At 72.9% G+C, this 24,290-nt stretch carries 20 protein-coding genes; 10 read left to right on the top strand and 10 right to left on the bottom strand.

The window, feature by feature from the left end:
- Positions 1-16: 16 nt before the first annotated feature.
- From ACRRSS_RS10385 to ACRRSS_RS10355, 7 genes are read left to right on the top strand one after another with little or no spacing between them, the layout of a single operon-like run.
- Positions 17-1,195: an aminotransferase class I/II-fold pyridoxal phosphate-dependent enzyme gene (locus ACRRSS_RS10385; protein ID WP_435970928.1), complete on the top strand. Its 1,179-nt coding sequence runs from the start codon at positions 17-19 to the stop codon at positions 1,193-1,195.
- Complete coding sequence (locus tag ACRRSS_RS10380) at positions 1,185-1,751, top strand: DUF6190 family protein (protein WP_435970927.1); 567 nt, start codon at positions 1,185-1,187, stop codon at positions 1,749-1,751. The genes ACRRSS_RS10385 and ACRRSS_RS10380 overlap by 11 nt, the downstream gene beginning before the upstream one ends.
- A 26-nt stretch (positions 1,752-1,777) precedes the next feature.
- Positions 1,778-2,584, top strand: coding sequence for a dihydrodipicolinate synthase family protein (locus ACRRSS_RS10375; protein WP_435970926.1), 807 nt, complete (start codon positions 1,778-1,780; stop codon positions 2,582-2,584).
- A complete protein-coding gene (locus ACRRSS_RS10370) occupies positions 2,581-3,564 on the top strand; it encodes an iron-containing redox enzyme family protein (RefSeq protein ID WP_435970925.1) in 984 nt (327 codons plus the stop codon). Before ACRRSS_RS10375 ends, ACRRSS_RS10370 begins: the two co-directional genes overlap by 4 nt.
- Positions 3,561-3,914 (top strand): Rieske (2Fe-2S) protein, encoded by a 354-nt coding sequence (locus ACRRSS_RS10365; RefSeq protein ID WP_435970924.1) that lies wholly within the window; start codon positions 3,561-3,563, stop codon positions 3,912-3,914. The genes ACRRSS_RS10370 and ACRRSS_RS10365 overlap by 4 nt, the downstream gene beginning before the upstream one ends.
- The gene (locus ACRRSS_RS10360; RefSeq protein WP_435970923.1) at positions 3,911-5,359 is read left to right on the top strand and encodes a purine-cytosine permease family protein; all 1,449 of its coding nucleotides are present in this window, start codon (positions 3,911-3,913) and stop codon (positions 5,357-5,359) included. The genes ACRRSS_RS10365 and ACRRSS_RS10360 overlap by 4 nt, the downstream gene beginning before the upstream one ends.
- A gap of 29 nt (positions 5,360-5,388) precedes the next feature.
- A complete protein-coding gene (locus ACRRSS_RS10355; protein WP_435970922.1) occupies positions 5,389-6,315 on the top strand; it encodes a PDR/VanB family oxidoreductase in 927 nt (308 codons plus the stop codon).
- 108 nt (positions 6,316-6,423) lie between these two features.
- Here ACRRSS_RS10355 and ACRRSS_RS10350 read toward each other — a convergent pair whose 3' ends face one another.
- The 10 genes from ACRRSS_RS10350 to ACRRSS_RS10305 form a co-directional block, all read right to left on the bottom strand.
- Positions 6,424-7,512, bottom strand: a complete 1,089-nt coding sequence (locus ACRRSS_RS10350) for a Zn-dependent alcohol dehydrogenase (RefSeq protein ID WP_435970921.1) — start codon at positions 7,510-7,512, stop codon at positions 6,424-6,426.
- A gap of 19 nt (positions 7,513-7,531) precedes the next feature.
- A complete protein-coding gene (locus ACRRSS_RS10345) occupies positions 7,532-8,923 on the bottom strand; it encodes an aldehyde dehydrogenase family protein (RefSeq protein ID WP_435970920.1) in 1,392 nt (463 codons plus the stop codon).
- A gap of 412 nt (positions 8,924-9,335) precedes the next feature.
- A complete protein-coding gene (locus ACRRSS_RS10340; RefSeq protein ID WP_435970919.1) occupies positions 9,336-10,151 on the bottom strand; it encodes a class F sortase in 816 nt (271 codons plus the stop codon).
- 52 nt (positions 10,152-10,203) lie between these two features.
- Positions 10,204-10,965 carry a hypothetical protein gene (locus ACRRSS_RS10335; RefSeq protein WP_435970918.1) on the bottom strand — a complete coding sequence of 254 codons (762 nt, stop codon included), beginning with the start codon at positions 10,963-10,965 and terminating at the stop codon, positions 10,204-10,206.
- A 193-nt stretch (positions 10,966-11,158) separates the two neighbouring features.
- The gene (locus ACRRSS_RS10330; RefSeq protein ID WP_435970917.1) at positions 11,159-12,649 is read right to left on the bottom strand and encodes a CitMHS family transporter; all 1,491 of its coding nucleotides are present in this window, start codon (positions 12,647-12,649) and stop codon (positions 11,159-11,161) included.
- 166 nt (positions 12,650-12,815) lie between these two features.
- Entirely contained in the window at positions 12,816-15,017 is a 2,202-nt protein-coding gene (locus tag ACRRSS_RS10325) for a molybdopterin oxidoreductase family protein (RefSeq protein WP_435970916.1), read from the bottom strand.
- A gap of 176 nt (positions 15,018-15,193) precedes the next feature.
- Entirely contained in the window at positions 15,194-15,904 is a 711-nt protein-coding gene (locus ACRRSS_RS10320) for a TetR/AcrR family transcriptional regulator (protein WP_435970915.1), read from the bottom strand.
- A 19-nt stretch (positions 15,905-15,923) separates the two neighbouring features.
- On the bottom strand, positions 15,924-17,255 hold the full coding sequence (locus tag ACRRSS_RS10315) for a hypothetical protein (RefSeq protein ID WP_435970914.1): 1,332 nt from the start codon (positions 17,253-17,255) through the stop codon (positions 15,924-15,926).
- A complete protein-coding gene (locus ACRRSS_RS10310) occupies positions 17,252-18,103 on the bottom strand; it encodes a hypothetical protein (protein ID WP_435970913.1) in 852 nt (283 codons plus the stop codon). The genes ACRRSS_RS10315 and ACRRSS_RS10310 overlap by 4 nt, the downstream gene beginning before the upstream one ends.
- Positions 18,104-18,393: 290 nt before the next feature.
- Complete coding sequence (locus tag ACRRSS_RS10305) at positions 18,394-20,568, bottom strand: right-handed parallel beta-helix repeat-containing protein (protein ID WP_435970912.1); 2,175 nt, start codon at positions 20,566-20,568, stop codon at positions 18,394-18,396.
- A gap of 259 nt (positions 20,569-20,827) precedes the next feature.
- Between ACRRSS_RS10305 and hmgA the strand changes: the two genes are divergently transcribed.
- Genes hmgA through ACRRSS_RS10290 form a run of 3 tightly spaced genes read left to right on the top strand, consistent with a single transcriptional unit; the run spans position 20,828 to position 24,277 of the window.
- Entirely contained in the window at positions 20,828-22,150 is a 1,323-nt protein-coding gene (hmgA, locus tag ACRRSS_RS10300; protein WP_435970911.1) for a homogentisate 1,2-dioxygenase, read from the top strand.
- A gap of 41 nt (positions 22,151-22,191) precedes the next feature.
- Positions 22,192-22,941 (top strand): GntR family transcriptional regulator, encoded by a 750-nt coding sequence (locus ACRRSS_RS10295; RefSeq protein ID WP_435970910.1) that lies wholly within the window; start codon positions 22,192-22,194, stop codon positions 22,939-22,941.
- 49 nt (positions 22,942-22,990) lie between these two features.
- Positions 22,991-24,277: a type ISP restriction/modification enzyme gene (locus tag ACRRSS_RS10290; RefSeq protein ID WP_435970909.1), complete on the top strand. Its 1,287-nt coding sequence runs from the start codon at positions 22,991-22,993 to the stop codon at positions 24,275-24,277.
- Positions 24,278-24,290: the final 13 nt, after the last annotated feature.

Below are 24,290 nucleotides of genomic sequence, written 5' to 3'. Positions count from 1 at the left end.
ACAGCGGGAGTTCTTCATGTCGTTGACCGACAAGGCAGACGTCAGCACGTTCGTCGACCTCACCCAGCACGAGATCGAAGCCCTGAAGACCCGGTTCAACCTGGCCGACGCGCACACCCACCAGCGTCAGTCCTCCTCCCAGGAGCGGATCGTCTCGCGGCTCCCCGAGCTGTGGCACGAGTCCGAGTCGAAGCAGCAGGCGCACTTCGAGCGCCAGTTCCTGGACGCCTTCTTCCGGCTGCACCAGCAGCCCACGGCCCGCGCGATGGACCGCACGCTCCTTTCCTACTCCGCCAGCGTGTCGACGATGGTCGCCGGCATGTTCCTGAAGCAGCGCGGCAAGTCGGTGCAGCTGGTCGAGCCCTGCTTCGACAACCTGGTCGACCTGCTCCGCAACATGCAGGTGCCGATCTCCCCGCTGGCCGAGTCGGCGCTGCACGACAAGGACACCCTCTACGACCGGCTCGTCGATCAGGTCGACGCGGACGCGATCTACCTCGTCGACCCCAACAACCCGACCGGGTTCACCCTGCTCGCCGAGAAGCTGGAGGGGTTCCGCGAGGTGGTCCGCTACTGCGTGGACCACGACAAGGTCCTCGTCATGGACTTCTGCTTCGCGTCCTTCGCGCTCTGTGACGAGGGCATCGGCCGGGTGGACATCTACCGGCTCCTGGAGGAGTCCGGCGTCACGTACATGGTCATGGAGGACACCGGCAAGACCTGGCCGATCCAGGACGCCAAGTGCGCCATGATCACCGCGAGCCGGGACATCCAGGAGGAGGTCTACAACCTCCACACCAGCGTCCTCCTGAACGTCTCGCCCTTCGTCCTCAACATGGTCACGCAGTACGTCGAGGACTCCATCACCGACGGCTTCGCCTCCGTGCGCGACATCATCACGACCAACGGCGACGCCGCCCGGGCCGCCCTCGCCGGCACCGTCCTGGAGTTCCAGGAGCCCGTCGTCGGGACCAGCGTCGCCTGGTTCCGGATCACCGCGGAGCACCTGACCGCCACCCAGCTGCAGGCCGTCCTCTTCGACGAGGAGGTGTACGTCCTGCCGGGCACGTTCTTCTACTGGAACACCCGGGAGAAGGGCGAGCGCTTCATCCGCCTGGCCCTGGCCCGTGAGCCCGAGGTGTTCGCCGGCGCCATGGAGCGGATGCGGAAGGTGCTCGAGCGCTATGCGGCCTGACGCGGACCCGGTGGTGTTCCCGGTGGCGAAGCCGGTGGTGTTCATCGACGCCACGACCTTCATGGGCATGCACAGCAAGGACGACGCCGTCCGTGTGGCCGCCAAGGCCTTCTTCGCGGGCCGGCTGGCCGCGGGGGACGCGGGCGGGGTCGTCATGAGCTGGGAGCAGGTCGGCCGCTGCGACGACCTCGTGTGGGGCTACGACCGGGGGGTGCAGGACGAGTACTACCCCTTCATGGACGTCCTCCACACCGACCTGGCCGTCGAGCGGGTCGGTTACGGCGAGGACGACGTCCGCCGGGCCTTCACCGCGCCCGAGCTCGACGGACTGCCCCCGCACGAGCGGCTGGCGCTCGCCCAGGTCATCGGCCGTCGGGGCGTGCTCCACACGGCGAGCCCCCGGCTGGCCGGGAGGACGGACCTGCCCGTCGTACCGCTCGCCCCGCTCGCGTCGGCCGACGCTCCCGCCCTCGGCGAGGAGCCCTCGTTCCCGGCGTACCTGGAGGACCTCTACCAGCGGTCGCTGGTGCTGACGGTCGTCCCCGAAATCCTCTGAAGCCATTTCCGAAGGGCACCCAACTCATGCCTGGCACCTACTCCGGGACCGTCGTCCCGCTGATCACCCCCTTCGACGAGCACGGTGTCGTCGACGAGCAGAGCGTCGTCCGGCTCCTGGACCACATCCGCGCCGAGGTCAACGGTTTCATGCCGGCCCTGACCTCCGGTGAGGGCTGGAAGCTCGACGCCCGCCAGTGGCAGGACGTCGTCACGTACACCGTCCGGCACGCGGACGGCCTGCCGGTGCTCGCCGGCATCCAGCTCCCCGGGACCGAGGCGGTGATCGACCGGGCCCGTACGGCGGCCGCGATCGGGGTCGACGCCGTCGTGGTCACGACGCCGTTCGGCGCCGACGTGACGCAGGACCGGATCGTCGCGCACTACGAGGCCATCCGCGCGGCCGTCGACGTCCCGATCTTCCTCTACAACGAGGAGGCGCTCTCGGGCAATCGCATCGAGTTCGAGACCCTGATCCGGATCTGCAAGGAGATCCCGGGCATCGTCGGCATCAAGGAGTCCAGCGGCGACGCCGCCTTCACCCGGAGGATGGCCGAGGCCGGCACCGGCATCCCGGTCTTCGAGGGCTGGGAGAACCTCCTGGTCGACGCCCGCGGCATCGACGGCTTCATCGGCCCGCTGGCCAACCTCGAACCCTCCCTGTGCAACGCGATGCTGGTCGACCCGACGCCGGACCGGCAGGCGGAGATCAACACCGTCTGCGAGCGGTACGGCGTCTTCAAGGACGACTGGTACCGCTGGGTCAAGAGGGAACTGCACCGGCGCGGCGTGATCGCCTCCCCCACCACCCACGAGGAGGCGAAGGCGGCATGAGCAGCACCCCCGCCTCCTCCTCCGCCTCTCCCGCCTCCGCCTCTCCCGCCTCCTCCTCCGCCGACTCTCCCGTCGCCTCCGCCGCTCCCGCCTCCCCCTCCTCGTCCGCCGGCTCATCGGCCGTCGCCCCCGCCGTCCCGGTGGCCGCGCACTCGATCACCGCCCCGGCCGCGACCGCGCAGCGCGAACTGCACGGTCTCTACCGGCGGGTCCCCAACCTCGGCGACTACGGCTCGATGACCGCGATCGAGGAGCGCTGGATCCTGCCCAAGGCGCGGGCGTACGAGGCCTCCGCACCCCGCTTCGACTCGGTCGGCGACCTGCTCCAGGCCCTCAAGGAGTTCCTCGCCGAGGAGGAGGCCACGCTGCCGGAGAGCGCGACCTTCCTCGCCGAGCACGCGACCCTCGACCAGTTCAAGGTCGTGGTGCGGCAGTTCGCCCTCGACGGCCTCACCGAGTCCGAGTCGCTGCTCCCGGTGGTGCCCCGGCTGCCGTACCGCTCGGCGATGGCGGTCTTCCGCGTCCTCATCGACGAACTCGGCTGCGGCAACGAGGAGAAGGCGCACTCCCAGCTCTACCGCGACCTGCTCACCGAGCTCGGTCTGAGCCTCCGGATCGACGACTACCTCGACGAGACGGCGCCGGAGTGCTTCGCCTACGTCAACATGTTCAACTGGCTGGCGAGCCGGGCGCCCTCACCCCAGTACTTCCTGGGCGCGTACGCCTACTTCGAGACCAGCGTGCTCTACGCCTTCCAGAGCTTCGCGCGGGCCGCGCGCCGGCTCGGGATCGCCCACGACGCCTACTACACCGAGCACCTGTACATCGACTCGTACCACAGCAGTCACATGCGGACGGCGATCCGCGCCCTGGAGCAGCCGGACCTGGCGAAGATCTGGGCGGGCGTCCGGCTGGCCTCCGACATCGTCGGGACGGCCACCGAGACGGCGATCGCGCGGGCGCGGGAGACCGTCGCATGACGGCGGGCGATCGCCGGGAGGCGGGAGACCGCCGGATGGCGGCCGTGCCCGCCGGAAGGCGGCGGGGCTCGGGCGAGCCCAGCGTCCGCCAGGTGACCGAGGAGCTGGTCCTGGTCGAGGTGGGCGACCGCAGGGTCCTCGCCGCCGCGGTCTGCCCGCACCGCGGGGGCCGGCTCAAGTACGGCCGGGTCGACGGGGACAGGCTGCGCATCACCTGCCCCCTGCACCACACGACCTTCGACCTGACCAGCGGGGAGCGGCTGTCCGGAGCGGCGTGCGCCGGCATCCGGGTGGTCGACGTCCTGCCCGGCGACGACTCCGGGCAGAGCCCCGCCGGAGGCGCCTCATGACCACCACACCGACCGGGGCGGCGCCCGCCGTGGCGCCGCCCCGCGCGGCGGTCGGCCACGACGGCATCGCACCGGTGCCCGAGGCCGAACGGACCTCGAAACCGGGCGACTTCGGCTGGATCTGGCCCTCCGCGCAGTTCTCCTTCGGCACGGTCGTCCTCGGCGCGCTCCCCGTCGTCTTCGGCCTCGGCTGGTGGGCCTCGGCGAGCGCCGTCGCCGTGGGCGTCGCCGTCGGGACGGCGCTGCTCGCCCCGCTCGCCCGCTTCGGCGTCCGTACCGGCACCAACGATCCCGTGGCGAGCGGGGCGCACTTCGGTGTGCGGGGCCGGGTCGTCGGCAACGTCATCACCGTCGTGACCGCGCTCGGCTTCTTCGCGATCGCCGTGTGGACGGGCGGCACCGCCGTCATGGTCGCCGGGCACCGGCTCCTCTCCACCCCCACGGGGCCCGGCGCGCTGACGGCGGCGATGTTCGTGACGGCCGCGGCCGTCGCGCTGGTCGCCGTGCGCGGCCACGAGACGCTCGTCCGGACGTACAGGATCACCGCGGTGACCGGCGGCGTGGTCCTCCTGGGGACGGTGCTCGTCCTCGCCCCGGACTTCGACGCGGGGTACACCGGCGGGACGCTCGCACTCGGCAGCACCCTGCACACCTGGCTGCTCGCGGCGACCGCCTCCGCCACCGTGCCCCTGTCGTACGCCACCTTCCAGGGCGACTACACCCGCTACATGCCGGCCTCCACCCCCACCGGCCGGGTCGTGCGGGCCAGCGGGATCTCCATGTTCCTGAGCAGTCTCGCCGCGCTGCTCACCGGCGCGTACGTGACGACCCTCTTCCCGGTCCCCGACGAGCCGTGGCTCCAGGGCCTGACGGACGCGGTGCCCGGCTGGTTCGCGATCGCCGTCGTGGTCTTCGGCTTCGCGGGCACCCTCCCGCAGGCCGGACTCTGTCTGTACGCGGCCGGCCTCTCCGCCAACTCGGTGTTCTGGCGCTCCTCACGGGCCGCCGTGACCACGGTGGTCGCGCTGCTCGCGGCGGCCGTGCTGTACCTCGGGGCGGTGGTGTACGACGCCATGGACGCGATGTCGGCGTTCGTCACCCTGCTCCTCACGGTCGTCGCCCCCTGGGCGGCCGTGCTCTTCGTCGGATACGTGCTCCACCGGGGGCGGTACGACGCGGAGGCGCTGCGCACCTTCACGACGGGCGGGGGCGGCCGGTACTGGTACACCGGCGGGGTCAACCCGCGGGCCGCCACGGCCTTCGCGGCCGGCTCGGCCGTCGGCGTCCTCTGGGTCAACAACCCGCTGTACACCGGGCCGTTGACCGGCCTCACGGGCGGAGTCGACCTGAGCCTGCCGGCCTCCTTCGTGGTGGCCGCCGCGCTGTACGGGGCGCTGTGCCGGGTGTGGCCGGAGCCGCTGCTGCCCCCCTCCGCGGGCCGTTGACCCCGCTCACTGACCGAGGTGACTCACTCATGTCCATGTTCCGACTCACGGTCCGGTCGGTCATCGAGGAGGCGGTAGGCGTCCGGGGGCTGGTCCTCGGCGACCCCGCGGGAGCCGACCTGGCTCCGTGGGAGCCCGGCGCCCATCTGGAGGTGACGCTGCCGTCCGGGACCGTCCGGCACTACTCGCTCTGCGGCGACCCTGCCGACCGGAGCACGTACCGGCTGGGGGTGCTGCGGGAGCCCGGCGGCCGGGGTGGATCGGAGGAGATCCACGCCTCCGTCGGGAAGGGCACGCTCCTGGGGGTCCGGGGCCCGTTCAACCGTTTCCCGCTCGTGCCCGCCGAGCGGTATCTGTTCGTGGCGGGAGGCATCGGCATCACCCCCCTGCTGCCGATGGTCCGCGCGCTGCGGCCGGGGTCCTGGTCGCTGCTGTACGGCGGCCGGAACCTCGCGTCCATGGCGTACCGCGAGGAGCTCTCCGCACTCCCCGGGGTCACGCTCGTCCCGCAGGACGCGGCGGGGCCGCTCGACCTGGACGCCGCCCTCGCCGGGCAGCCGGCCGGGACAGCCGTGTACTGCTGCGGCCCGGAGGGGTTGCTGCGGGCGGTCGAGGAGCGGTGGCCCGGCCCGCTGCACACGGAGCGGTTCGGGGCGGCGCCGGAGCGGGAGCCCGCGCGCGAACCCGCGGCGGGCTTCGACGTCGAACTGCGCCGGAGCGGGCGTACCGTGCGGGTCGATCCCGGCCGGACGCTGCTCGACGCCGTACGCGAGGTGGTGCCGGGTGTCGCGTACTCCTGCGAGGAGGGGTGGTGCGGCACCTGTGAGACGAAGGTGGTCGCCGGGACGCCCGAGCATCACGACTCCGTCCTCGGCGAGGACGAGAAGGCCTCCGGCACGACGATGATGATCTGCGTGGGCCGCTCGCGCGGGGCCCGTCTCGTCCTGGACCTGTGAAGCGCGGAAGCCCGTACCGGGGTGCAGGCCGGTACGGGCTTCCGCGTTCCGTGGGTCGGTCCGTCGGTCCGTCGGTCCGTCGGTCCGTCGGTCCGTCGGTCCGACGGTTCAGGGGAAGATCACCAGGGCCCGGCCCCCCTTGCCCGCGAGCATGTTGTCGAACGCTCCCGGGATGCCGTCCAGGGTGATCCGCTCGGTGACGAGGGCCCCGGGGTCGAGCCGGCCGGTCCGGATGTGCTCGGCGAGGACGGGCAGGTCGACGGCCGGGTTCGAGTTGCCGTAGACACAGCCCGCGAGGGTGCGGCCCCAGTGGAAGATCTCCAGGGCGTTGAAGGTGACCTGCTGGTCCTTGCCGCCGATGCCGACGACCGTGGTGCGGCCACCGCGCCGCGTGGAGTCCCAGGCGGTACGGATGGTGACCGCGCGGCCGACGCATTCGACGGCCACGTCGACGCCGTGGCCCCCCGTCAGCTTCCGGATCTCCCTCGCCGTCGTCTCGGAGGCGACGACGTACTCGGTCGCCCCCGCCGCCCGTGCGAGCTCCTCCTTCTCCGGGGAGACGTCCACGGCGACGATCGTCGAGGCGCCCGCGATCCGGGCGGCCTGGAGGGTCGCGAGGCCGACGCCGCCGACGCCGAACACCGCGACCGACTCGCCCTCGCGGACCCGGGCCGAGTGGTGGATCGCGCCCCAGCCGGTGAGGACCGCGCAGCCGAGCAGGGCCGCGTCGGTGAGCGGCACGCCGTCCGGCACCGGGAGCAGGCAGTTCGCGGCGACGACCGTCTCCTCGGCGAAGGCGGCGACGTTGAGGCCGGGGTGGAGTTCCCTGCCGTCCTCCGTGCGGGCGTGGATGTTCGCGGCGCCCGCCAGGGCGTTGGCGCAGAGCCAGACCTCGCCGAGCGAGCAGGGGTGGCAGTTTCCGCAGGACGGGGCCCAGTTGAGGACGACCTCGTCGCCGGGGGCGACATGGTCGACTCCCTCGCCGACGGAGACGACGGTGCCGGCGCCCTCGTGGCCGAGGACGGCGGGCACGGGCAGGCGCATGGTGCCGTTGGAGAGCGACAGGTCGGAGTGGCAGACGCCTGCGGCGGCGAGCCGGACCCTGACCTGCCCGGGGCCGGGCTCGGGGAGTTCGATGCCGGTGATCTCCAGCGGAGAGCCGACGGAGGGCAGGACGGCGGCGCGGATCGGGCTCACGTGCGGTGCTCCTCGGGACTCAGAACTGGAGGGACTTGGTCTGGAGGTACTCGGCGAGGCCGTGCGAGCCGAGCTCCCGGCCCACACCGGACTGCTTGTACCCGCCGAAGGGGGCCAGCGGGTTGAAACGGCCGCCGTTGATGTCCACCTGGCCGGTCTCCATGCGGCGGGCGAAGGCGACGGCCTCCTCGGGCTCGCCCCAGACCGCTCCGGCGAGGCCGTAGACGGTGCCGTTGGCGATGGCCAGGGCCTCGTCCTCGTCCTCGTACCGGAGGAGCGAGACGACGGGACCGAAGATCTCCTCCTGGGCGATGGTCATCTCCGGGGTGACGTCGGCGAAGACGGTCGGGGAGACGTAGTAGCCGGTCTCGCGCGGGGCCTCGGGGCCGCCGGCGACGAGCCGGGCACCCTCCTCGACGCCCTTCTCGATGTAGCCGCGGACGCGCTGCTGCTGCTTGGCGTTGACCAGGGGGCCGACCCGCTCGCCGGGGACGTACTTGGCGACGGCCTCGGCCGCGAGCGCCACCGCCTCTTCGTACCGGTCGGCGGGGATCAGCATCCGGGTCCAGGCACTGCACGTCTGACCGGAGTTGGACATGACGTTGGCGATGCCGACGGCGACGGCCTTGGCGAGGTCGGCGCTCGGCAGGATCACGTTGGCGGACTTGCCGCCGAGTTCCAGGGCGACGCGCTTGACGGCGCCACCCGCGAGGGCGCCGATGCTGCGGCCGACGGCGGTGGAGCCGGTGAAGGAGACGAGGTCCACGTCCGGGTGCTCCGCGAGGGCCTGCCCGGCGACCGGGCCGAGCCCGGTGACCAGGTTGAACACACCGGCGGGCAGACCCGCCTCGTGCGCGGCCTCGGCGAAGAGCTGGGCGGTGAGCGGGGTGTCCTCGGCGGGCTTGAGGACGGTCGTGCAGCCGGCGGCGAGGGCCGGGGCGACCTTGGCGACGATCTGGTGGAGCGGGTAGTTCCAGGGGGTGATCGCCGCGACGACACCGACCGGTTCGGCGTAGACGGTGGAGTTGCCGACCTTCTCCTCGAAGGGGTGGGTGGCGGCCAGTTCCGCGTACGAGCCCGCCACGGCGATCGGCAGCCCGGCGTGGACGGCGGCGGCGAGCTGCGGCGGGGCGCCGAGTTCGGCGGTGACGGTGGCGGCGATCTCCTCCGCGCGGGCGGCGAGCGCGTCGCGCAGGACGGCGATACGGGCTCCGCGCTCGGCGGGCGGGGTCGCGGCCCAGCCGGGCAGGGCGGCCCGGGCGGCGCGTACGGCGGCGTCGACGTCCTCGGCGGTGCCGGCCGGGACGTGGCCGATGACCTGCTCGTCCGCCGGGTTGATGACGGCGATCGTGTCGGGGCCGGCCGCGGGGCGCCACTCCCCACCGATGTACATCGCGTCGTGCGCCTTCATCCGCTGTCTCCTCACGTGACCGACCGGGGCGTCGTCCGAACCAAACTAGCGCTGTTAGTTTTTGGGCGCCAGGGCTCCGGGACGTGCCCCCCGTCTCAGTACCGGGCCGATCGTGCCGCCCCGCCAGGGGGCCTGTCCACGGCGGGACCGGACAGGCCCCGGGCTCCGGAACCGGCCAACGGCACCTGGACAGGGCCCCTGGCCCGTCCCCACCCGGCCCGACCCCACGCGACCTCGGACACACCGCCGCGTCCGGTGGGCACGCACCTGGACGGCGCGGCCCGCCGGACGCGGCGGGGCGAGGCGGGGAGGGGAAGGGCCGGGAGGGTGAGGACGGGGAGGGAGGCCGGGAGCGGAGAGGGTTCCGACGGAGCGGCTGGGTCCGTCGGAACCCTGTCGGCGCTCCCGGTGGTCAGATCTTCTGGGCGATGTCGGTGAGGTGGGCGAAGACGACGATGTTCGCGTCGTAGCCCGTACCGCTGTCGAAGGCTCCGCCACAGGTGAGCAGTCGCAGTTCGGGCCGCCCGGTGGAGCCGTACACCTCCTTGTCGGGGAACTCGGCCTTGGAGTACGTCACGACGCGGTCGACCGTGAAGACGGCGACCTTGCCGTCGGCGCGGGCGACCCGGACCGTGTTGCCGGGGCTGAGCGAGTCGAGACTGACGAAGATGGCGGGCCCGGTGCGGGTGTCGCGGTGGCCGACGACGACGGCGGTGCCGCGCTCACCGGGGGTGACGCCCTTCGCGTACCAGCCGACGAGGGTGGGGTCGTCGATGGGCGGTGTCGCCAGCCGCCCCTGAGCGTCGAGTCCCAGCTCCATCACCGGGGCCTCGATGGTAATGGCCGGTACGGCGACGACGGTGGGGCGCGAACGGGCCAGCGGCCTGGGCGGGGGCGACGGCCGGGGGCCGGGTACGGCCTTCGGCACCGGCTTGGCCTTCACGGAGGGCTTCGCCGCCGGCTTGGCCCGGGGCTCGACCTCGGGCTTCGCCCGGGGCTTCACGTGGGGGCTCACCGGGGACCTCGCCTCGGGCGGCCCGCCGGGTTTCGCCTCGGGTTTCGCCTCCGGTTTCGCCTTGTGGTCCAAGGCGGCCGGGGCGCCGGCCGCCGCGACCGCCCCGGCCTCCCGGCCGGGGTCGGCCGGCCCGGCGGCGAGCGCCGGACCGGCCGGCTCCTCGTCACCGGCCCACCAGAAACCGCCGACCACCAGGACCGCGGCGACCGTCACGGTCCTGGCGAGCCGGAGCAGACGCCGGCGCCGGCGCGTGAGGCGCGAGGACCTACGCGGCGCCATCGTTGCGGCGGCGCGAGCGGCGGATCAGGACCAGTCCGGCCGTACCGGCGAGGCCGGCGGCGACGGCCGCACCGACGCCGAAGGCCGAGGAGTCCTCGGAGGCGAGCTGGGCGCTGCCGCCGCCACCCGCGCCCACCGGGCCCTGCGGGGGCCGGCCGTTGCCGTTGCCATTGCCGTTCCAGTTGTCGCCGCCGCTGCTTCCGTTCCAGCTGCTGTTGCCGCCGCTGCCGCCGTTCGCGCCGGTGCCGTTCGGGCTGCCGCCGCTGCCGCCGTTGCCGCTGCCGCCGTTGCCGCCTCCGTTGCCGTTGCCTCCGGTCGGCGGCGGGTTGGTGATCACGTCACCGGGGCACGCGACCCGGAAGACCTTCTGCTTGCCCGCACCGGTCTGCCCCTCGAAGGTCCAGACGAGCTTGTACTGCCCGTTGGGCAGCGAGAGGGGAGCCGTGTGCCCCGTGCCCGAGGCGAGCGTGAGCTCCCCGGAGCGGACGGGCCCGTTGTCCGAGGGCTGGCGCGAGATCTCCCAGTCGACTTCCTGGAGCGTGTCGAAGTTGAAGGCGGCGAGGTAGAAGTTGCAGACCCTCGGCTCGTTCCTCTGGTCGGTGAAGGGCGTGCCGACCCTGTGGATCTTGATGTCGCCGTTGTCCCCGGGCGCGGCGAACGCCGAAGGCGCGCCCGCGAGGGTGGCACCACCGAGGGTCAGGGCGGCAGCGGCGGTCAGAGCGAGGGGACGGACGGTACGAGCGGTCATGCGGATTCCTCCGGAGGAGTTCGTCGGACAGTTCAACCGATAATCGGACTATCTGTCACAACACCGCCACAGAGGGTGGCGCCATGCGCGCGCCACCCTCCGAAGTCGCCCGTCCGGCTCAGAACTCCGCCCCGAACCTCCGGCCGGACCCCCCTCAGGCCTCCGCCTCAGGCCTCCGTCTCAGGCCTCCGTCTCAGATGATTCCGAAGAGGATCCCCGACGCGAGCACGACCAACGAGGTGAGCGCGGCCCACTTCACCGTGAACCTGGTGTGGTCGCCGAACTCCACCTTCGCCATGCCGACGAGCACGTACACGGCGGGCACCAGCGGGCTCGACATGTGCAGCGCCTGGCCGACCAGCGAGGCCCTCGCGATCTCCAGGGGCGAGACGCCGTGGGCCGCGCCCGCCTCCGCGAGGACCGGCACCACGCCGAAGTAGAAGCCGTCGTTCGACATGAAGTAGGTGAGCGGGATGCTGAGGACGCCGGTGACCAGGCCCATGTGCGGGCCCATGCCCTCGGGGATGGCGCCGACGAGCCAGTCGGCCATGTGCTTGACCATGCCCGTGCCGGTCAGGACACCGGTGAAGACGGCGGCGGCGAAGACCATGCCGGAGACGTTGAGGACGTTGTCGGCGTGGGCCGCGATGCGCGCCTTCTGCTCGGCCATGTTCGGGTAGTTGACGGTGAGCGCGAGCGCCGCGCCGAGGAGGAACAGCACCGGGATCGGCATCAGTTCCAGGATCATCGCGGCCAGAAGCGCGACCGTCAGGCCGGCGTTGAACCAGTACAGCTTGGGCCGGAGGGTCCCCCGGTTCGGGTCGAGCCCCTGGAAGCCCTGGTCCCCGCCCGCACCCGCGTCCGGACCGCTCCCCGCACCTCCGTCCTTGCCTTCGCCCTTGCCTTCGCCCGTGGGCTCTCCCGCACCGTCTCCCGAGCCCTTCCCCGTGCCGGAGCCGTCGCCGAGGCCGGAGCGACCGCTCGCCTTCCTGGTCAGGTCCGCGCCGCCGCCACCCGTCGTGACGAGCACCGTGTCGGCCTCGGTCACGAGGGCCTCGTCGAGCGTGAGGTAGCCGATGCGCTTGCGCTCACGGCGCCCGAGCACGTACGCCAGGAGGAGGACGAACAGCAGGCCCATGCCGAGCGCGGGGATCATCGGGACGAAGACGTCGCCGGCGTCCAGCTTCAGCGCGGTCGCGGCGCGGGCCGTGGGGCCGCCCCAGGGCAGGGTGTTCATGACGCCGTTGGCGGTGGCGGCGACGCCCGTCATGACCACCAGGCTCATCCCGAGCCGCTTGTAGAGCGGATACATCGCCGAGACCGTGATCATGAAGGTGGTGGAGCCGTCGCCGTCCAGCGAGACGATCGCGGCCAGCACCGCCGTACCCACCACGATCCGCACGGGGTCGGCCTTGCAGAAGCGCAGGATGCCCCGGACGATCGGATCGAAGAGGCCGACGTCGATCATGACGCCGAAGTAGACGATCGCGAACATCAGCATGGCTGCCGTCGGCGCCAGTTTCCCCACGCCTTCGATGACGTAGTCGCCGAGCTGGGCCCCCTGCCCGACGGCGACGCAGAACAACGCCGGGATCAGCACGAGCGCCGCTATCGGCGACATCTTCTTCATCATGATCAGGACCAGGAAGGTCGCGATCATGGCGAAGCCGAGGACGGTCAGCATGGAGGGCACCTCACGTTCACCGTTGAACAGCCGCCGAGCGGCGGTCCGGATGACGGTAGGTGCCCTCTTCTGCCGTTAACAAGACGTTGACGCGTGAGCAATACGAGCAAAACCCCAGGTCACGGTAGGGGTGGCGGTCGAGCTCACGATGGGGGCCACCTCGGGGTCACCGCAGGGGCGAGACCTCGACCGGGAAACCGTTGAGCACGGCGGTGCCGGACAGCGGGTCGAGCCGGGAGCCGTCGAGCAGCTGGTTGACGTTGACGCCGGGGCGGGCGGACGCCACCGTCAGCCGGGTGCCCGGCCGGTCGTGACCCCAGCCGTGCGGAAGGCTCACCACACCGGGGCGCACCCCGTCGGTCACCTCCACCGGCACCTCCAGCTCGCCGCCCTCGCCCTTGACCCGGGCGAGTCCGCCGTCGGCGAGCCGCAGCCGGGCGGCGTCGTCGGGGTGCACCTGGAGGGTGCACCGGTTCGAGCCGCCGCCGAGGGCGGGAGTGTTGTGCAGCCAGCTGTTGTTCGAGCGCAGGTGGCGGCGCCCGACGAGCTGGAGGGTTCCCTCGTCGGGTACGGCGTCGAGCGCGGCCCGCAGCCGGGGCAGGTCGGCGGCGATCGGCGGGGGGAACAGTTCGATCCGTCCGCTGCGGGTCTTGAGGAGCTGGGGGACGCGCGGCTTCAGGGGGCCGAGGTCGATGCCGTGCGGGTGGGCCCGCAGCTCGTCCAGGGTGAGCCCGTACGGGCCGAGGCGCAGCATCAGGTCGAGCCGGCGCTCCGGTCCGGTCTCCCCGGTGAGCCGCGCCGCGTACTCCTTCGGATCCGCGCCGTACGCGGGCGAGTGCTCCTGGGTCACCGCCTTGGCGAGGGTGGTGTCGATCGCGAGCCGGTCTACGGCGTCCGGCGGGGCACCGTGCATGCCGGAGACGGCGAGGACGAGTCGGGCATGGATCTCGCACTCGTCCATGCGGTCCGCTTCGAGGGGGACGGCCGCCGGGGAGTAGCGGACCTGGTCGCGGACGGCGAAGCCGTTGAAGGCGAAGTCGAAGTGGGCGCTCCGGGAGGGCGGGGGCGGGGGCAGCAGGACGTCGGCGTGGCGCGTGGTCTCGTTGAGGTACGGGTCGACGGCGACCATGAGGTCGAGGGAGTCGAGCGCCCGGTCCAGGCGCTGTCCGTCGGGGGCGGACAGGACGGGGTTGGAGGCGACCGTGATCAGCGCCCGGATGCGCCCCTCCCCCGGCGTCTCGATCTCCTCGGCGAGCGCGGCCATCGGCAACTCCCCCTTGACCTCCGGATGGTGCGAGACCCGGCTGTGCCGGCGGCCGAGGGAGAAGCCCCTGCCGGGTCCGGCGGGGCGGGGGGCGGGCAGGGTGGCGGAGAGCGGGAAGAGGGCGCCACCGGGCCGGTCGAGGTTGCCGGTGAGGATGTTGAGGACGTCGACGAGCCAGTTGGCGAGGGTGCCGTGGGCCACGGTGGAGCTGCCCATCCGCCCGTAGACGGCGGCGGTGGGCGCGGCGGCGAGTTCCCGGGCGAGGGCGCGGATGGTGTCCGCGTCCACGTCACAGGCGTCGGCGACCGCCTCGGGGGTGAACTCCCGCACCGCGGCCCGCACCTCCTCGACCCCCTCCACATGGGCGGCGAGCGGGCCGAGGTCGGTGAGCCCCTCCTGGAAGAGGGTGTGGACGAGCGCGGCGAGGAGAAGCGCGTCCGCGCCGGGGCGGATCGCGACGTGCCGGTCGGCGAGGCGTGCGGTGCGGGTGCGCCGGGGGTCGACGACGGTGAGGGTGCCGCCGCGTCGGCGGAGCGCCTTGAGCCTGCCGGGGAAGTCAGGGGCGGTGCAGAGACTTCCGTTGGAGTCCAGCGGGTTGGCTCCGAGGATCAGCAGGTGATCGGTGCGGTCCAGGTCCGGCACGGGGACGGCGAAGGGGTCTCCGAACAGCAGGCCGCTGGAGACGTGCTTGGGCATCTGGTCGAGCGTGGACGCAGTGAACAGGTTCCGTGTGCGCAACGCGCCGATCAGCAGGGGCGGGTAGAGGGCGCCGGCGATCGTGTGCACATTGGGGTTGCCCAGGACGATACCCACGGCATCCGGCCCGTACTCCTCGATCAACGGACGGATTCCGGCGGCGATCGTGTCGAACGCCTCCTCCCAGGTGGCCTCCTGGAGCCGCCCGTCCTTCCGGACGAGGGGGCCGCGCAGCCGGTCCGGGTCGGCGTCGACCTCGGGGAAGGCCGCGCCCTTGGGACAGATGAAGCCCTGGCTGAAGATGTCGTCACGGTCGCCGCGCGCGCCGGTGACGCGGGTCCCCTCGATCGTCAGGGTCAGTCCGCAGGTCGCTTCGCAGAGGGGGCAGATGCGCAGGACGGTGGGCATGGCGTCTCCCAGGGGCGGCGTCGGGTGGCGCCGAGCATACCGACCGGTAGGCACGTTCGGGAGGGGTGTGCGGGAGGAGCCTGCGGGAGGCCTGGACGAAAGGGGCGGGCCGGGCGACAAGGGGCGGGTGAGGCGACAGCGGCGGGCGGGGCGACAGGGGGCGGGTGGAGGGGGAGTTACGAGAGTGAGGGCGCGAGATACGCGTAGAGCAGGTGGCGCGTTTCGTCGACGATCGCGGGGTCGCCGACGGGGTCCGTGCGGAAGGCGAGCCGGACGAGGGCGTCGGCCGTCTCGACGCCGACCAGGACCTTCCGCCGCAGGTCGTCGTCGGACGGGCGGTTCAGATGGGTGGCGAGGAGGGCGCAGATCCGCTCGACGACCAGCAGGTTGGGGTCCTCGACGGCGTTCCCGGCCAAGCCGGCGCCCTCGCCCCCACCGCCGCCCTGGCCGTCACCCTCACTCCGGGTCTCCCCCGCGGCCTCGACCGACGCGGCGGCGGGGAGCCCGAAGTCGACGAGGGCGAAACCCGGCACGGTGCGCTTCATCGCGATGAACTCGTCGAGGACGCCGTCGATGGCGCCGTAGGCGTCGAGGAGCGGTGCGGCGGCCAGACGGTCGGAGATCCGCCGGGCGTACTCGTCGAGGTTGCGGTGTGCGAGGGCGGCGACCATCGCCCGCTTGTTGCCGAAGAAGCGGTAGACGGAGCCGATGGGGACCCCCGCCCGGGCGGCCACGGCGCGGGTGCTCAGCCGCTCGTATCCGGTCTCGTCGAGGAGTACGGCGCACGCGTCGAGGATCCGGGCGAGCCGCTCGGCGCTGCGCTGCTGCACCGGGGTGCGGCGGAGGGCCGGCGGGGTCTGGGGGTGGGTCTGGGGCACGGGGACCATGATGCCGTTCCGGTCGGGCTCAGGCGATCAGCAGGCCGATACCGCCGAGGGTGTACGCGATCATCAGCGCGAACAGGGGGAGTTGGCCGGCGACCGCGCGATCGGGCGGGAAGAGGCGGACGGACCGGTCGTGGGCGGCGATCACGCCCAGGACGTGGCCGGCGACGATGGCGGCGACCTGGAGCGTCGCGAGGCCGGCGGGACCCAGGAGCGGGGCGGGTGCGAGGGCGTTGTCAGTGCCCGCTGCCATGATGACTGTGCGTGGTCCTTCGGTGACGAAGAGCGAGAAGTAGTGGGCGACGAGATAGCCGAGGGCGATGGGCAGGAGCGAGTGGGCGAAGGAGGTGAGGGGGTGGGTGAGGGTGCGGTGCATCAGACGCAGCGCGCCCGCGCAGAGTCCGTAGCAGGCGGCGGCGAGGGCGACGGCACCGAGCAGGCCGGTCGTGGCGGTGAGGGTGGGGCCGAGGGCGGAGGTCTGGAGGGTGGTGATCCAGCGGGGGTTGTCGGAGAGCCCGTCATAGGCGGTGGAACCGAGGAGGACGCAGACGGTGGCGACGAGACCGGGGATCTGCGGGGTGGCGTCGAGGCCGTGGAAGGGGGAGCGCAGGACGAGCCGGCCGTCGTCGCGGCGGCCGAGCGGGGAGAGGCGGGCGAGGAGGGAGGAGTACACCTCGAAGGGGTCGGCGTGGGCGAACCAGCGGTCGCCGTAGCGGGCGGCGCCGAGGAGCTGGACGGCGGTGTGGGCGGCGAGGGCGATCAGGAGGGTGGTGGTGGAGGTGTTGTCGGGCGCGACGAGTTCGAGCCAGGTGAAGAGGAGCAGCCCGGCGGCCGCCGGGCGGATTCCGACGGCGGCGGGCAGAGGACGGGGGTCCCTGGGCGGGTGAAGGGCGTGGAGGGCGCGCAGGGGGTTGAGGAGGCGCCAGACGGGACCGAGGAGGAGGGAGGAGGGGACGAGTCCGACCCAGAGCAGGACGTAGAGGGCGCCGGGTGCGGGGTTGCGGTCGGGGTCGTCGGGGCCGAGGAGGAGGTGGAGGAGGAAGACGAGGGCGCCGGCGGCGCCGAGGAGGCGCAGGGCGGTGCGGGTGGCAGGAGCGTCGGCCACCCGTTGGAGGGCGGCGGGGAGTGGGCGTCCCGCCCGGTCGCCACGGAAGCGGGAGGTGGACCAGAGCAGCCCGAGGGCGAGGAAGGAGACGAGGAGCGCGGCGAAGGCGCCCGCGTAGGCGTAGAAGGGCGAGAGGGGGAGATCGTGCCGGGAGCCCACGCCGTGGGCGAGCGGAAGGCCGAACGCGGGGATGTGGACGGCTTGGACGGCTTGGACGGCGTGGGTGGCGTGGGTGAGGGTGCCGGTCATCGGACGACGAGTTGGGTCAGCACGAGTCCGGACTCGTGGGTCTCCACCTCGAAGAGCCCGGTGTGGTCGACGGTGAGGGTGAGGGTGGCGGGAGTGCCGGGAGAGAGGGGCAGTTCGCGGTCGTAGCCGTGTACGTGGAGGGTGTCGGCGCGGTCGCTGGTGACCCGGAGGGTGAGGAGTTCACCCTTCTTCAACTCGATGCGGGAGGGGGGTGGCGAGACGGTCCTGCCGGTGATGGTGAGGGTGACGGTGCGGCCGGGCTCGGTCGGGCGGGGGCTCGGCGGCGCGGAGGTGGCGGACGCGGTGGGGGCCGACGCCGTGGGGGCGGGCGTGGTGGGGGCGGGCGTGGTGGGGGCCTTCGTGATGGGGGCGGACACGGTGGGGGCGCCGCCCAGGCGGACGGTGGTCTGGACGGGGGCGCCTGCGACGGCCCAGACCGTGTGGTCGTCCGCGTGGAGCCGGACGGTCAGGGTACGGGCGCCCGCCGGCACGTACCCCCACGGGCCGTAGAGGCGGGTGGTCTCCCGGCCGTCGACCAGGAGGCGGGCGTGGCCGCGGCCCGGGAGGGCCGCGCCACCGGTGCTGTCGGGGGTGAAACGGAACCTCTCCACCGTGAGGTGGACGTTCCAGCCGCCCTCGGTGTCGGGGCGGGCCTCGGCCCGGACGGTCGGCGCGTCGGCCGCGGGCAGCTCCCGGAGCCGGTGCCCGCCCTCGTCCCGGGCCGGGAGCAGAGCGCCGCTGCTCCCGGTGGCCTCCTGGTGACTGGTGCCGGGCTTGTGATGGGTGGTGGGCCGTCCACCACAGCCCGCCAGGGACACCACGGCGGCCAGGACGAGCACCAGGCCCACGACGGCTGCCCGGGCAGCCCGGGCAGCCGGGGGCGCCGGGGGCGCGGATGGCGCCGGGGACGCTGGGGGTGCGGGGGACGCGGGAGACGCCGGGGGTGCGGGAGACGCGGTGACCCCCTGGACATCCTGGACCCTCTGGACCTCCTGGGACCCCGGAGCCCCAGGAGACACCCCGAACCCCCGATCCGCCCGATCCGCCCGGTCCGCCCGGGCATCCCGGTCCGCCCGGCTCGCCCCCGGTGCCTGGGGTGTCGAGGAGTGGAGGGGCGTAGCCTCGCGCGGCAGGAGGGTCATGCCGTCCCCTCCCCCTGCGGCCGTGCCTCGGCCTGCCCGGACGCGAGCCCGGTCGCAGGCCCTGACCCGGACCCCGACGTGGACGTGCGACAGGGGTCGGAGCCGGCACCCGGCTCCGAATCGGGCCCGGCGCCCGGCTCTCCCGTCGGCGGCTCCGCGGGCGTGGTCTGTCCGCGGGCTCCTGCCGCCACCACGGCCCAGAGGACCCAGATCACGCCCAGCAGGAGGCGGAGCCAGGCGGGGCTCAGGGGGATGCCCGGGACCATCAGGACCGCCTTGTCGAAGGCGTCGAGCAGGGTGAGGGCGCCGAGGGCCGCGGTGGTCCAGGCGAGGACGGGGCGAGTGGGGCGCAGGGCGAGGCCGAGGAGGCTCCACCACACGCCGATGAGGAGCAGGGCGAGGGCCGGGAGGACGGTCGGGGTGAGGGCGAGGGTCGATGCGGCCACGTCGAGGGCCAGGCCCGCGAGGCCGATGAGAGTGGCGGCTCCGGCGAGCCGGTTGCCGCGCAGGCGGCGCCACCAGAGGGCGAGACCCGCCAGGGCGAGGACGAGGGAGCTGCCGAGGACGAGTTGGGTCTCGACGCGCTGGAGGCCTCGGGCGCCGTACCAGTCGCAGCCGGCCGGGAGGCGGCGGGCCTGGACGTTGTAGTCGGCGCAGACGAGGAGGTGGGCGAGTTTGACGGGTTCGCCGACGAGCCGGTCGGTGTTCCCGGAGACGTCGCCGCGGCGCACCCCGCAGCCGGGCAGGGCACCGGGGGTGGCTGCGCCGGTGTCGCTCTGCCAGCAGTTGCCGCTGCCCTGGCCGTCCCACCAGACGTCGGTGCGGTTGGGGCGGGCCTTGCCGGCCCTGTCGACGCCGAGGTGGTTGGCGGCGTAGCGGTTGCGGTGGGAGGTGTCGGTCTGCTTGGCCCAGGCGGACTCGCCGCGGATGAAGGCGGGGACGGCGCTGAGGAAGAAGGCGGCGCGCTGGTGGCCGTAGACCCAGTTGTTCTCGTAGAGGTTCCAGTTGCCGCCGGCGGTGATGATGCCGGTGCCGGGGGGCATGGAGATCTGGGGACAGACGACGCCTTGTTCGTAGCCGCGTTCGACGGGCGGTTTGGCGCAGGTGCCGTCGGCGACGTACGGGTAGTAGTTCTGGTTGTTGTCGTGGATCAGGTTGCGTTCGAAGCGGGCGTGGTTCTGCGGGAGTCCGGGGTGGCCCGGGAAGGCGGAGTCCATGGAGGCGCCGCCCATGTTGTGGTCGAACTCGTTGTCGTGGACCCAGACGGAGTCTCCGGCGGTGCCGGAGTAGCCGACCATGTTGTGGTGGCTGCGGCAGCCGGTGATCTCGATGGAGTAGCGGGGGACGTCGTAGCCGCGGCCCTCGTTGATGTTCGAGGCCGAACCGGGGTAGATGCCGGAGTCGCCGTTGCCGTAGGACTCGCAGTTCTTGTAGAGGCCGTGGTCGGAGGCGAAGGTGAGGAAGCCGTACTCGTCGTTCCAGCGGGTGAGGACGTCGTCGATGACGAAGCCGTCGGCGGCGAGCACGTACAGGGAGTTGAACGTGGTGCGCTGGGCGGTGAAGTTGCGGAAGTAGACGCCGTCGGAGCCGTCGGCGCGGAGGGCGTTGAGCTTCTGGTACTTGGCGTCGATGACCACGTCGAGGCGGGAGGCGCCGGTGCCCTCGATCTGGAGGTCCTTCTTGCCGAGGATGGCGACGAGGTTCTGGTTGTGCGGGCACTGCCGCTGCTGCTCGTAGCTGAGGATCTGGTAGCCGAGCGCGGACTTGGGCGCCTTGAGCGTGGCGCAGGCTCCGGTGGGCGGCGGCAGTGAGGGTTCCTCCTCGTAGAGGCCGGGGAGGAGCGCGATGGTGAGGCCGGGCCGGTCGACGGCGTCGACGGCCTGCTGGAGGTGGCGGTATCCGTCGCGGGCGCAGCGTTCGAAGAGGGCGAGGTTGCGGGCCTTGAGGGGGGTGGGGAAGCCGGAGATCCGACGCTCGAAATCGGTCCGGTCGGTCTTGCAGACGAGGAGGTCGGGTTCTCCGGTGCGGAGCTTCGGCACGCTGCCGGAGCCGTCGGGGAAGGTGACGGGCCGCTCCTCGTGGGCCTGGGCCCCTGGGGCGGTGAGCAGGGCCGCGGCGAGCGCCGCGAGCACGACCGAGAGCGCGAGGACGAACCTTCGGGTCCAGGACATGCGCGTGAGAGTAGAGCATTGTTCATCTTTTTTGACCCCCTCGCGCACCGACATTCGCCCTCACACGGGAATCCACTCCCGCCGACGGGCATCCGCGCTCACCTCTCACGCAGCCCCGCACCCCCTTCCCACCCACGTCGGCCGCGCGACCACCCACGTCGGCCGCGCGACCTCCTCCCCGCGCCCCGTTGACGGAAGGCGCGCGGAATCCTACGGTCATGCATAGGATTCCCTTGTGGGCTCAGGACAGGAGCGGGCGATGACCACGGAGCAGGCCAGGAAGACGGCCGAGGCGCTCGGCTACAGCACCGGATTCGGCAACGAGCACAGCTCGGAGGCGGTCCCCGGCGCGCTTCCGCACGGCCGCAACTCGCCGCAGCGCGCGCCCCTCGGCCTCTACGCCGAGCAGCTCAGCGGCAGCGCCTTCACCGAGCCGCGGTCCCACAACCGCCGCTCCTGGCTCTACCGGATCCGCCCCTCGGCCGCCCACCCGCCGTTCACCCGGATCGACAACGGCGCGCTGCGCGGCGCCCCCTTCACCGAGACCGTGCCCGACCCCAACCGGCTGCGCTGGGACCCGCTGCCCGACCCGGCCCCGGGCACCGACTGGCTGGCCGGCCTGTGGACCCTCGGCGGCAACGGCGACGCGACGCAGCGCAGCGGCATGGCCGTGCACCTCTACCACGCCAACGCCTCCATGGAGCGGGTCTTCGGCGACGCGGACGGCGAGTTGCTGATCGTCCCGGAGCGCGGCGGCCTCCTCCTCCGTACCGAGCTGGGCCTGCTCGCCGCCCACCCCGGCGAGGTCGCCCTGATCCCGCGCGGGGTCCGCTTCCGCGTGGAGCTCCTCGACGAGACGGCCCGAGGGTACGTCTGCGAGAACTACGGGGCCCCGTTCCAGCTCCCCGACCTCGGCCCGATCGGCGCCAACGGCCTCGCGAACGCCCGTGACTTCCGGGCCCCGGTCGCGGCCTACGAGGACGTCGAGGGCCCGGTCGAGGTGGTCAACAAGTACTGCGGCAACCTCTGGTCGGCGACGTACGGCCACTCACCGCTCGATGTCGTCGCCTGGCACGGCAACCACACCCCGTACGTCTACGACCTGCACCGTTTCAATGTCATCGGGACGATCTCGTACGACCACCCCGACCCGTCGATCTTCACGGTCCTCACCTCGCCCTCCGACACCCCGGGGCTCGCGAGCGTGGACTTCGTGGTCTTCGCCCCGCGCTGGCTGGTCGGTGAGGACACCTTCCGGCCGCCGTACTTCCACCGCAACGTGATGAGCGAGTACATGGGGCTCATCGAGGGCGCGTACGATGCCAAGACGGCCGGGAAGGGGGGGTTCGTCCCGGGCGGCGGCTCGCTGCACAACATGATGTCCGCGCACGGTCCCGACCGGGAGACCTTCGACAAGGCCAGCGCCGCCGAGTTGAAGCCGCAGCGGATCGACGACGGCCTGGCGTTCATGTTCGAGACCCGCTGGCCGGTGACGGCGACCCCGCAGGCCGCGGACGCCGACCATCTGCAGAGTGGGTACGACGACGTATGGCAGGGTCTTGAGCGCCACTTCCGGCCGTAGTGTCTCGGCCGTAAGCCCGTAGCCGTTCGTACGGAGAACCCGTGACCGCCTTCGCTCCCGACTCACTGGTCCTGAACCGCAAGCTGCCGCTCTGGTATCAGGTCTCGCAGTCGCTGCGCGCCTCGATACTGGGCCGCGCGCCCGACGCCTCGCTGCGGCTGCCCACCGAGGAGCAGCTCGCGGCCCACTACGGCGTGAGCGTGCTGACCATGCGCCAGGCCCTCAAGGAGCTGGAGGAGGAGGGCCTGATCAGCCGGCACCGGCGGCGCGGGACCTTCATCGAGCCGGGCGCCCGGCGCTCCACCCCGCGCCGGCTGCTCGGCTCGATCGACGCGATCGTGGCCCAGCAGTCGGGCGAGCGGACGACGGTCCTCGGGCACGCCACCGAACCGGTGCCGGGTGAGCTCACGGAGTACTTCCCGGGCGTGACGGAGATCGCGGCGTACCGGCGACTGCGCCGCGACGGCGAGAGCGACGAGCCGACCAACTGGGCGGAGAACGCGGTGCTCCCCGAGTTCGCCGCCGCGATCGACCCGGCCGACCTGGAACGCTGGCCGATGACGAAGGTGCTGCGGGACGTCGTCGGGGTGCGGATCAGCCGTATCACGGACACGGTCGAGGCCCGTCTCGCCGATCCGGAGACGGCGGGCCTCCTCCAGGTCCCGCTGCTCTCCCCGATCCTCCACTACACGGGCGTGACCTACGACGAGGACGGCAGGGTCGTCGACGTGGCGCGCATCCGCTACCGGGGCGACCGCTTCTCCTTCACCGTGACGGTGGAAGCCCAGTGACCGCGCGAGGTGCGCGATCGGTGGAGGCGCGCTGACGGCGGTCGTTAGCATGCGGGGCGTGACGGAAGCGCCCGGAGCGAACGACGACGTCCCCTGCCGCCTCGACGACCCCTCCGGTCTCGACGCCCCGCCCCGCCTCGACGACCCCTCCGGTCTCGACGCCCTCCCCCTCCTCGACGACCTCATGCCGTGGTCGGTCGCGCCGCTGCGCCTCGGCCGTTCGTGGATCGTCGCGCCGGACACCCGGACGCTGCGGTCCCGCTGGGACCGGCTGGTGGCCGCCGAAGGCGCCGAACGCGAGGCCCTGTTCCGGCCCAGCCGGGCCCGCACCACGGCAAGCGCGGTGGCCGCGCTGCCCGGGCAGCGGACCGGGACCGTCCGGTGGGCCCGGGAGCCGGGCCGGTGCCCGGACCCGGTGCGGATCGCGCGCGGGCCGTACGACGAACAGTGGCTGCTGCCCGACCACCGGCTGATCGACACCGCGCGCCCCGAGTTGTGGCGGGTCGCCGGGGAGCCGCAGCTGTTCGCCGTCGAGCCGGGGTACGTGCCGGGCGCGACGGGACCGGCCCTCCTGGTGACGGCCGCGCTGCCCGAGGGCCGCTCCCCCGCGGGCCGACCGGGCCGGATCCGCCCGCTGTTCCGGCGCCCCGGCGGCCGGGAGCCCAACCTCGCCCCCGGCCTCCTCGCCTTCCTCGGGAAGCGGTACGGGCACGAGGTGGACGCCCTGGAGTGGCTCGCGTGGACGGTGGCGGCGGCCCGGCCCTCCCCCGCCGGGTGCCGCGTCCCGGTTCCGGCGGACCCGGAGGTCTGGGCGGCGGGCGTGGCGCTCGGCCGGGAGCTCACGGACGTCCAGGCGCGCGGCGCCCTCAGTGGGACGAAGCCACGGCTGCCGGGCGGGCGCCGGCCGTACGTTCGGGTCGCGGTCCCGGCGCGGCCCGGGACGATGACGTACGACGCGGGGGACGAGGCCCTCTGTCTCGACGAGGGCCGGATCTCCCCCGTGCCGGTGGAGGCCTGGGAGTTCAGCGTCGGTGGGGCGCGGGTCCTCGACCAGTGGTTCGCACACCGGACGGCCCCGGCGGAGCCCGGTTCCCTGGAGGCGATCGGCCCGGCGGCCTGGCCGCAGGAGTGGACCTCGGAGCTGCTCGACCTGATCACGGTGCTCGCGCTGCTCGGGGCGCGGGAGCCGGAGCGGGCGGCCTTCACGACGGGAGCCGTCGGGCGGGAGGAGCTGCGCGCCGCCGCGATCCTTCCCCCGCCGTCCGGGGCCCGCCGCCCCGCGTCCGTCCTCGACCATCAGGAGGAGGGCCCGGAGGGGCAGTTCATGCTGCTGTGAGCACGTCCGGGCT

It is taken from the genome of Streptomyces sp. Qhu_M48 (assembly GCF_051305195.1).
In the GTDB taxonomy this organism is placed as follows: domain Bacteria; phylum Actinomycetota; class Actinomycetes; order Streptomycetales; family Streptomycetaceae; genus Streptomyces.
This window is presented reverse-complemented; position numbering and strand designations above follow the sequence as displayed.

Bases quoted from the DNA above. Each gene is read 5' to 3' on its own strand.
- ACRRSS_RS10385 (WP_435970928.1), top strand. From the start codon at position 17: ATGTCGTTGACCGACAAGGCAGACGTCAGCACGTTCGTCGACCTCACC.
- ACRRSS_RS10380 (WP_435970927.1), top strand. From the start codon at position 1,185: ATGCGGCCTGACGCGGACCCGGTGGTGTTCCCGGTGGCGAAGCCGGTG.
- ACRRSS_RS10375 (WP_435970926.1), top strand. From the start codon at position 1,778: ATGCCTGGCACCTACTCCGGGACCGTCGTCCCGCTGATCACCCCCTTC.
- ACRRSS_RS10370 (WP_435970925.1), top strand. From the start codon at position 2,581: ATGAGCAGCACCCCCGCCTCCTCCTCCGCCTCTCCCGCCTCCGCCTCT.
- ACRRSS_RS10365 (WP_435970924.1), top strand. From the start codon at position 3,561: ATGACGGCGGGCGATCGCCGGGAGGCGGGAGACCGCCGGATGGCGGCC.
- ACRRSS_RS10360 (WP_435970923.1), top strand. From the start codon at position 3,911: ATGACCACCACACCGACCGGGGCGGCGCCCGCCGTGGCGCCGCCCCGC.
- ACRRSS_RS10355 (WP_435970922.1), top strand. From the start codon at position 5,389: ATGTCCATGTTCCGACTCACGGTCCGGTCGGTCATCGAGGAGGCGGTA.
- ACRRSS_RS10345 (WP_435970920.1), bottom strand. From the start codon at position 8,923: ATGAAGGCGCACGACGCGATGTACATCGGTGGGGAGTGGCGCCCCGCG.
- ACRRSS_RS10335 (WP_435970918.1), bottom strand. From the start codon at position 10,965: ATGACCGCTCGTACCGTCCGTCCCCTCGCTCTGACCGCCGCTGCCGCC.
- ACRRSS_RS10330 (WP_435970917.1), bottom strand. From the start codon at position 12,649: ATGCTGACCGTCCTCGGCTTCGCCATGATCGCGACCTTCCTGGTCCTG.
- ACRRSS_RS10325 (WP_435970916.1), bottom strand. From the start codon at position 15,017: ATGCCCACCGTCCTGCGCATCTGCCCCCTCTGCGAAGCGACCTGCGGA.
- ACRRSS_RS10320 (WP_435970915.1), bottom strand. From the start codon at position 15,904: ATGGTCCCCGTGCCCCAGACCCACCCCCAGACCCCGCCGGCCCTCCGC.
- ACRRSS_RS10315 (WP_435970914.1), bottom strand. From the start codon at position 17,255: ATGACCGGCACCCTCACCCACGCCACCCACGCCGTCCAAGCCGTCCAA.
- ACRRSS_RS10305 (WP_435970912.1), bottom strand. From the start codon at position 20,568: ATGTCCTGGACCCGAAGGTTCGTCCTCGCGCTCTCGGTCGTGCTCGCG.
- hmgA (WP_435970911.1), top strand. From the start codon at position 20,828: ATGACCACGGAGCAGGCCAGGAAGACGGCCGAGGCGCTCGGCTACAGC.
- ACRRSS_RS10290 (WP_435970909.1), top strand. From the start codon at position 22,991: ATGCGGGGCGTGACGGAAGCGCCCGGAGCGAACGACGACGTCCCCTGC.